The sequence below is a fragment of the Mesorhizobium sp. M7A.F.Ca.US.005.03.2.1 genome, from assembly GCF_003997795.1.
In the GTDB taxonomy this organism is placed as follows: domain Bacteria; phylum Pseudomonadota; class Alphaproteobacteria; order Rhizobiales; family Rhizobiaceae; genus Mesorhizobium; species Mesorhizobium ciceri.
Genome location: NZ_RZRP01000238.1, coordinates 1 through 7,641, shown reverse-complemented (window position 1 = coordinate 7,641; position 7,641 = coordinate 1). Strand labels below are relative to the sequence as shown.

Here is a 7,641-nt window from a genome sequence, read left to right as displayed (position 1 = left end):
TTCCTGAAGCTGCTACCGGAAAAGCAGGACGGCGTTGCGCTGCGCCATGCGCTCGAAGTCCGCAACGACAGTTTTGTCGTGCCGGAATTCGCAGCACTTGCCCGAAAATACAAGGCCGCGATCGTCTACGCCGACCATGCCAAATATCCTGATATCGCCGACATCACCGCCGATTTCGTCTACGCCCGACTGCAGACCGGCAGCGATGACAATCCCGACTGCTATACGCCGAAAGGCCTCGATGAATGGGCCGCGCGGGTAAAGACCTGGGCGCAAGGCAAGCAGCCGGCCGACCTGCGGCGCGCCGACCCCGCCACCGATGCGCCGGTCAAGCCGCGCGACGTGTTCGTTTACTTCATCACCGAGGGCAAGGTGCGCGCGCCGTTCGGCGCCATGGCACTGATGAAGCGAGTGGACCAGGGTCAACCGGTGCCCTGACGCAGCGGAATCATGGCATCTTCGCCACCGTCGTAACCTTATCGATACCTCCTTGCTGCATGAATCCAGCCAGACCAGTCGCAGATCTGGGCCGCCACGGGCAAGGACGAGGGGCATGTCGCTCGACTACACTTCACTTCTCCTGGCTGTCGGTTTTTCCGCGGCCTGCCTGAGCCTGACATTGTTCGGCATGTGGCTGACCGCTCGCTCGGAGAAATTCCTGCTGACATGGGCGATCAGCCTGGTGTTCGTGGTCGGCGATATTTTTGTCTATGACGCTTATATCGACATGCCCGGGCGCCTGCTGGGCATCGCCACGCTGGCTTTCCTCCTGCTCGGTTTCTCGACAATGCTGGGCGCGGCCTACCAGTTTAGAACCGGCGGCTCGCCAGTGCCCCGAACTGTACTTGGCAGCGCCATTTCGCTGGCCGTGACGTTGCCTCCCATGGCTCTAGGCTATGACGGGCTGGGCTTCATGTTCGAAAATGCCTTCGCCGCCTTGCTTCTGTTCGCAACGGCGGTCGAATACTGGAAGGGCCGCGACGAAGCCCCTGCCCTGACGATCGGTATCACCGCGCTCTATTCTGCCACGGCCGCATCCTTCGCTCTCTGCGCCATGGTTTTAGCCTTGGATGGAAAGCTGGTCCTTGGACATGCGCCAAGCAACTGGGCCGAGGAACTGAGCCTCATCATCGTCATCGCCAGCATGACCGGGATTGGAGCGCTTTCCCTGGCCCTGAATCAGGGACGCTTGGCCCGGCATCACCGCCACAATGCCCTGACCGACCCGCTGACCGGCCTGCTCAACCGCCGCGCCCTGTTCGACCTGCACGGCGATGCGCCGGTCGGCGCCTTCACGGCGGTGGTCGTCTTCGATCTCGACAACTTCAAGGCCATCAACGACGAATTCGGCCACGCCGCCGGTGATGAAGTGCTGAGGGTGTTTGCACGGGAACTCGCCAGCAATCGCCGCCCGGCCGACGTCGCCGCGCGCATGGGCGGCGAGGAGTTCGCGCTGGTGCTGAAGCGGACCTTGCCCGAAACGGTGGAGGCCACCGCCGAGGCCATACGGGCAGCTTTCGCCGCGCACCGCATCGAAACCGAGACAGGCTCGCTGATATGCACCGTCAGTGCCGGATTTGCTTTCGGCACCAAGGAAGGCCTCGGCTTCGACAAGGTGCTCAACGCCGCCGACAAGGCGCTCTACGACGCCAAGCGCGGAGGCCGTAACCGCGTCACCGCGTCTCCGTTCAGGCGCGCAAGCTAATCGCGCAACACCGGCCTCTGATCGTGGGGAGACGAATGCGGCTCCTAGGCCGCCATGACAATCTCATTGAAGGTATCGAGATCGACATAGAAGACCTTGGTGATCTCCTCGATCAGATCGTCGTAGTCGCAGCCCTGTGATCTCAAGATATTGATGGCAGCGATGATGTCGACGCGTTCGGTAAGCCGCCGCTTCTGGTAATCCTCGACGTAACGTTCCATGGCTGTCCTTTAGCCTGTGTGCCCAAACGCGTTTGAACGACAGAGATCGCAGGAGGGAAGCTAGGCAGCCTTGCTTGCGTGAAACTTGCCCGGCATTGGCCGTGGTCCTCGATCTGCGATAACCAGACTGATACGGAAGCGGCCGACTCACAAAGCCATGGAAAAGACTAGCACGCGATATTGAGCGTGCCAGAGACGCAGGTGATCGGATGGAGAAATATTGGACTTGGCAAGAACTTCGGATCGCCAACTGAAGTTCACCGCCAATTCTAGACGGTAAGGAACTTCCGCACATCAGCCCGGTCTAAATCTTCAGCCGGGCCGGTATGGACGATCACGCCCCGGTCCATGATGTTGACCTCGTCGGCGAGCTCGCGGCAGAAATCGAGATATTGTTCGACCAAAAGCACGGCGATGCCCGCCTGGTCGCGCAGATAGCGGATGGCGCGGCCGATGTCCTTAATGATCGACGGCTGTATGCCCTCGGTCGGTTCATCGAGCACGAGCAGTTTCGGCCGCATCACCAGCGCCCGCCCGATGGCGAGCTGTTGCTGCTGGCCGCCGGAAAGATCGCCGCCGCGACGGCCGAGCATCTGCTTCAGCACAGGGAACAATTCGAAGACATGCGCCGGAATGTTGCGGTCGGCTCGCCTCAGCGGCGCAAAGCCTGATTCCAGGTTCTCCCGCACGGTGAGCAGCGGAAAGACCTCCCTGCCCTGCGGTACGAATGCGATGCCCGACCGGGCGCGGTCATACGCCGCGCTCCGGTCGAGCGCCTTCCCCTCGAAGGCAACGCTTCCGCTCGTCAGCCGGTGGTGGCCGACGATCGATCTCATCAAACTGGTCTTGCCGACGCCGTTGCGGCCGAGCACGCAGGTGATCTTGCCGGCGCCCGCCTTCAGCGATACGCCGCGCAGCGCCTGGGCGGCGCCGTAGTGCAGCGTGGCATTGGAAACTTCGAGCATGTCAGCGCCGTCTCCAGAACCTGAGAAACGACAGATCGAAGTGATGGAACTGAACCCGCCAGACCATGCTCATCTCCCCAGATAGACTTCGACGACACGCTCGTCGGCCGACACGAAATCGAGTGTGCCTTCCGAGAGCACCGAGCCCTCGTGCAGGCAGGTGACCTTGACGCCGAGCTCGCGCACGAAATGCATGTCGTGCTCGACGACGATGACCGAATGGTCGCGGGCGATATCCTTGAGCAGCCGCGCGGTTTCCTCGGTCTCGGCATCGGTCATGCCGGCGACCGGCTCGTCAACCAGAAGCAGTTTCGGGTCCTGCGCCAAGAGCATGCCGATCTCCAGCCACTGCTTTTGCCCATGGCTGAGATTGGCCGCCAGTTCGTCACGCTTGTCGCCAAGCCGGATGATGCCGAGGATGTCATCGATCTGCCGCGTCTCGGCGGCCGAGCGGCGGTGAAACAGCGCCGGGAAGATCGAGCGAGGACCCTTCAGCGCCAGCATCAGGTTTTCCTCGATCGTGTGGCTTTCGAAGACGGTCGGCTTCTGAAATTTACGGCCAATGCCCATCATTGCGATCTCGGCCTCGTCGTGCTTGGTCAGATCGACTTGGCCGTCGAAGAACACTTCGCCCTCGTCGGGCCGCGTCTTGCCGGTGACGATGTCCATCATCGTCGTCTTGCCGGCGCCGTTGGGGCCGATGATGGCGCGCATCTCGCCCTTGTCGAGCACCAGCGACAGATTGTTGATGGCGCGAAAGCCGTCGAAGGAGACCGAGACGCCGTCGAGATAAAGGATCGTGTTCGACTTTGACATGGTCGCTCACTCCGCCGGCTGTGGTTCGGGGTTGCTGGCGGACCAGTCACCTGGCTTTCTTGCTTCACTGCGAACGATTTTCGCCGGCGGCGAGACATCGGCATCGGTGCCGGCTTCCTCGGCAATCGAAGCAGCTCGCAACGCCTTGGCGTTGCCGCGCCAGCTGTCCCACATGCCGATGATGCCCTTGGGCAGCAAAAGCGTGACGGCGACGAATAGTCCACCCAGTGCAAACAGCCAGAACTCCGGCAGTACGCCGGTGAACCAGGATTTTCCGGCATTGACCAGCAACGCACCGATGATCGGCCCGACAATGGTGCCGCGCCCGCCGACAGCCGCCCAGACGACGACTTCAATCGAATTGGCCGGCTCGAATTCACCAGGGTTGATGATGCCGACCTGCGGCACGTAGAGCGCACCGGCTATGCCGGCCATGACGGCCGAGACGGTGAAGGCGAACAGTTTCACGTTCTCCGCCCGCCAGCCGAGAAAGCGCGTGCGGCTCTCGGCATCGCGTACCGCCATCAAGAGCTTGCCGTATTTTGAGCCGACGATCGCCCAGGTGACGAAGACGGCAAGTGCCAGCATCACCGCGCTGGCGGCAAACAGCGCCGAGCGCGTCGCGTCGGCCTGCACGTTGAAGCCCAGAATATCCTTGAAATCGGTCAGGCCGTTGTTGCCGCCGAACCCCATATCGTTGCGGAAAAAGGCAAGCAGCAGCGCATACGTCATCGCCTGGGTAATGATGGAGAGATAAACGCCGGTGACGCGGCTGCGGAAGGCGAACCAGCCGAAGACGAAAGCCAGCAGGCCAGGCACCGCGAGCACCATGAGGCCGGCGAACCAGAAATGGTCGAAGCCATACCAGAACCATGGCAGTTCCTTGTAGTTCAGGAACACCATGAAGTCGGGCAGGACGGGATTGCCATAGACGCCGCGCGAGCCGATCTGACGCATCAGATACATGCCCATTGCATAGCCGCCGAGCGCGAAGAAGGCGCCGTGGCCGAGCGAAAGGATGCCGCAATAGCCCCAGACCAGGTCGAGCGCCAAGGCAAGCAGCGCATAGCAGAGATATTTGCCGGTCAGCGCGACGATGTAGGATGGGATGTAGAAGGCGCTGGTAGGAGACACCGCAAGGTTGAGCAACGGCACGATGACGGCCACCGCCAGCAGGATGGAGATCGTAATGGCGATGCGGCGGTCCGCGCCGGCGGCAAAGAAGCGTCCCGTGATCATGCTTCCACCGCCCTCCCCTTGAGCGCGAACAGGCCGCGCGGGCGTTTCTGGATGAACAGGATGATCAGCACCAGCACGACGATCTTGCCGAGCACCGCGCCCGCATAAGGCTCGAGGAACTTGTTGACGATGCCGAGCGAGAAGGCGCCGACCAGCGTGCCCCACAGATTACCGACGCCGCCGAAGACAACGACCATGAAGCTGTCGATGATGTACCCGCGGCCGAGATTGGGCGAGACGTTGTCGATCTGGCTCAGCGCGACGCCGGCAATGCCGGCAATGCCGGAGCCGAGCGCGAAGGTCAGCGCGTCGACCCACGGCGTCCTGATGCCCATCGAGGCAGCCATGCGCCGGTTGGCGGTGACGGCGCGCATCTGCAGGCCCCAGGGCGTGCGCTTCATCACGTAGAGCAGGATGCCGAAGACAGCGAGCGCGAAAACCAGGATCCACAGGCGGTTCCAGGTGATCGCCAACTGTCCGACATTGAACGAGCCCGACATCCAGGATGGGTTGCCGACCTCTTGGTTGGTCGGCCCGAAGATTGAGCGCACGGCCTGTTGCAGGATCAGCGAGACGCCCCATGTCGCCAGCAGCGTTTCAAGCGGCCGGCCATAGAGGAAGCGGATGACACCGCGCTCGATGATCAGGCCAACCAGGGCCGCGACGAGAAACGCGAGCGGCAGTGCGATGACCAGCGACCAGTCGAACAGGTCCGGGAAGGATGTACGGATCACCTGCTGGACGACGAAGGTCGTGTAGGCGCCGAGCATTACCATCTCGCCATGCGCCATGTTGATGACGCCCATGACGCCGAACGTGATGGCGAGGCCGATTGCCGCCAGCAGCAGCACCGAGCCCAGCGAGATGCCGTACCAGACGTTCTGCCCGGCGTCCCAGAAGGCCAGCGTCGAATTGATGTTGGCGATCGCGGCTGTCGCCGCTTGCCTAACCGCGTCGGTGGAATTCGCCACGACCGAAGTGAGCAGCGAAACAGCATCGCGATCGCCCCGTGCCCCGATAAGCGCGATGGCGGCGAGCTTGTCGGCTTCGGGCCGATCCGAGACAAGAACTGACGCGGCACGGGCCTGTTCGAGCAGAGCCTTGACGCTGGCCACGGCCTCACCGGCGATCGCCGTATCGAGGGGGCGATATTTGCGGCGTCAGGTGTCTTGAACATGGTGTCGGCGGCGGCGATGCGAACAGCCGGATCCTTGGCGCCGAGCGTCAGCGTGCCCAACGCATCGCGGATGACGCGACGCAGCGTGTTGTTGACCTTGATCTTGGTGATGCCGTCCTTGGCCGCCTCACCCGATGCCTCCCCGCTCAACGGGTCGGAAAGCTGGACGCTCTCGCCCGCTTCCTTGCCGACAAACACCAGGGAATCGGCCTTGCGGACATAGAGGTTGCCGTCGGCAAGTGCCGCAAGCGGCCGCTCCACCGCCGGGTCGCCAGCGGCTGCCAGTTCGTGGACGACGGCTCCGATCTCGGAAAAGCCCTTGGCCGTGGCGAATTTGGCGATGATGCCGCGCAGATCGGTTTCGCCAGCGCCCGATGACGACAGTGTCGCCAGCAGGAACAACAGCATCAAACCCGTGCGGATTAAGGTCATCGGTTTCTGGTAACCCCTGAAGGTTGAAGTGGGCGTCCGGACGGCGGAGGAAGCCGTCCGGACGCGCGCGGTCTGACTGGGTCAGCCCTGGGAGGGATCAGTTCGTGCCCTTGCCGCCGCACTTGCCGGTGGCAACATTAAAGTTGCCGCAGGACAGAGGCGCGCGCCAATCCGAGATCAGGTCCTTGGAATCAGGCAGATAGTCGGACCATTCGTCGCCCATCACCAGGCCCGGCGTGCGCGACACGGTCTCGAACTGGCCGTCGGCCTGGATTTCGCCGATCAGCACCGGCTTGGTGATGTGGTGGTTCGGCATCATCGTCGAATAGCCGCCGGTCAGGTTCGGCACCGACACGCCGATCATGGCGTCGATGACCTTGTCCGGATCGGTGGTGCCGGCCTTCTCGACCGCCTTCACCCACATGTTGAAGCCGATATAATGGGCCTCCATCGGGTCGTTGGTGGTGCGCTTGTCGTTCTTGATGAACTTGTGCCAGTCGGCGATGAACTTCTTGTTCTCGGGCGTATCGATGCTCTCGAAATAGTTCCAGGCGGCGAGATGGCCGACCAGCGGCGCGGTGTCGAGACCTGCAAGCTCTTCCTCGCCGACCGAGAAGGCCATGACCGGAATGTCCTCGGCCTTGATGCCCTGGTTGCCGAGTTCCTTGTAGAACGGCACGTTGGCGTCGCCGTTGACGGTCGAGACGACGGCGGTCTTCTTGCCGGCCGAACCGAACTTCTTGATCGCCGAAACCTCGGTCTGCCAGTCGGAGAAGCCGAACGGCGTGTAATTGACCATGATGTCTTCAGCCGCCACACCCTTGGCCTTCAGATAGGCCTCGAGGATCTTGTTGGTGGTGCGCGGATAGACGTAGTCGGTGCCTTCCAGCACCCAGCGCTTAACCGAACCGCCGTCCTCGCTCATCAGATAGTCGACCGCCGGGATCGCCTGCTGGTTCGGCGCCGCACCCGTGTAGAACACGTTGCGCTCGCTCTCCTCGCCCTCATACTGGACCGGATAGAACAGGATGTTGTCGAGTTCGGAGAACACCGGCAGCACCGATTTGCGCGACACCGAGGTCCAGC

General features: G+C 62.3%; 7 protein-coding genes and 1 pseudogene. 2 read left to right on the top strand and 6 right to left on the bottom strand.

The genetic code is table 11. The annotated features are described in order from the left end of the window. Both EN991_RS15280 and EN991_RS15275 read left to right on the top strand, forming a co-directional pair. A partial coding sequence (locus EN991_RS15280) for a DUF72 domain-containing protein (protein WP_164769091.1) occupies window positions 1–438 on the top strand: 438 nt, incomplete at its 5' end. Between the two features lie 115 nt (window positions 439–553). Further along, on the top strand, window positions 554–1,705 hold the full coding sequence (locus EN991_RS15275) for a GGDEF domain-containing protein (protein ID WP_013531843.1): 1,152 nt from the start codon (window positions 554–556) through the stop codon (window positions 1,703–1,705). A 44-nt stretch (window positions 1,706–1,749) separates the two neighbouring features. Here the strand turns inward: EN991_RS15275 and EN991_RS15270 are convergent, their stop codons facing one another. From EN991_RS15270 to EN991_RS15245, 6 genes and pseudogenes are all read right to left on the bottom strand, one after another. Further along, window positions 1,750–1,926: a hypothetical protein gene (locus EN991_RS15270; RefSeq protein WP_013531844.1), complete on the bottom strand. Its 177-nt coding sequence runs from the start codon at window positions 1,924–1,926 to the stop codon at window positions 1,750–1,752. Between the two features lie 269 nt (window positions 1,927–2,195). Continuing rightward, on the bottom strand, window positions 2,196–2,891 hold the full coding sequence (urtE, locus tag EN991_RS15265; RefSeq protein WP_013531845.1) for an urea ABC transporter ATP-binding subunit UrtE: 696 nt from the start codon (window positions 2,889–2,891) through the stop codon (window positions 2,196–2,198). A 69-nt stretch (window positions 2,892–2,960) separates the two neighbouring features. Next, the gene (gene urtD / locus EN991_RS15260) at window positions 2,961–3,707 is read right to left on the bottom strand and encodes an urea ABC transporter ATP-binding protein UrtD (RefSeq protein WP_013531846.1); all 747 of its coding nucleotides are present in this window, start codon (window positions 3,705–3,707) and stop codon (window positions 2,961–2,963) included. 6 nt (window positions 3,708–3,713) lie between these two features. Next, complete coding sequence (urtC, locus tag EN991_RS15255; protein WP_027161511.1) at window positions 3,714–4,946, bottom strand: urea ABC transporter permease subunit UrtC; 1,233 nt, start codon at window positions 4,944–4,946, stop codon at window positions 3,714–3,716. Then, window positions 4,943–6,555: pseudogene (gene urtB / locus EN991_RS15250) on the bottom strand (urea ABC transporter permease subunit UrtB). The gene urtC and the pseudogene urtB overlap by 4 nt, the downstream one beginning before the upstream one ends. Before the next feature lie 97 nt (window positions 6,556–6,652). Then, window positions 6,653–7,641 (bottom strand): ABC transporter substrate-binding protein (locus EN991_RS15245; protein ID WP_164769089.1); only part of this gene is annotated, 989 nt, incomplete at its 5' end.

What these genes read in the sequence shown, in the direction of transcription:
- EN991_RS15275 (WP_013531843.1), top strand. Translation starts at nt 554, where the DNA reads ATGTCGCTCGACTACACTTCACTTCTCCTGGCTGTCGGTTTTTCCGCG.
- EN991_RS15270 (WP_013531844.1), bottom strand. Translation starts at nt 1,926, where the DNA reads ATGGAACGTTACGTCGAGGATTACCAGAAGCGGCGGCTTACCGAACGC.
- urtE (WP_013531845.1), bottom strand. Translation starts at nt 2,891, where the DNA reads ATGCTCGAAGTTTCCAATGCCACGCTGCACTACGGCGCCGCCCAGGCG.
- urtD (WP_013531846.1), bottom strand. Translation starts at nt 3,707, where the DNA reads ATGTCAAAGTCGAACACGATCCTTTATCTCGACGGCGTCTCGGTCTCC.
- urtC (WP_027161511.1), bottom strand. Translation starts at nt 4,946, where the DNA reads ATGATCACGGGACGCTTCTTTGCCGCCGGCGCGGACCGCCGCATCGCC.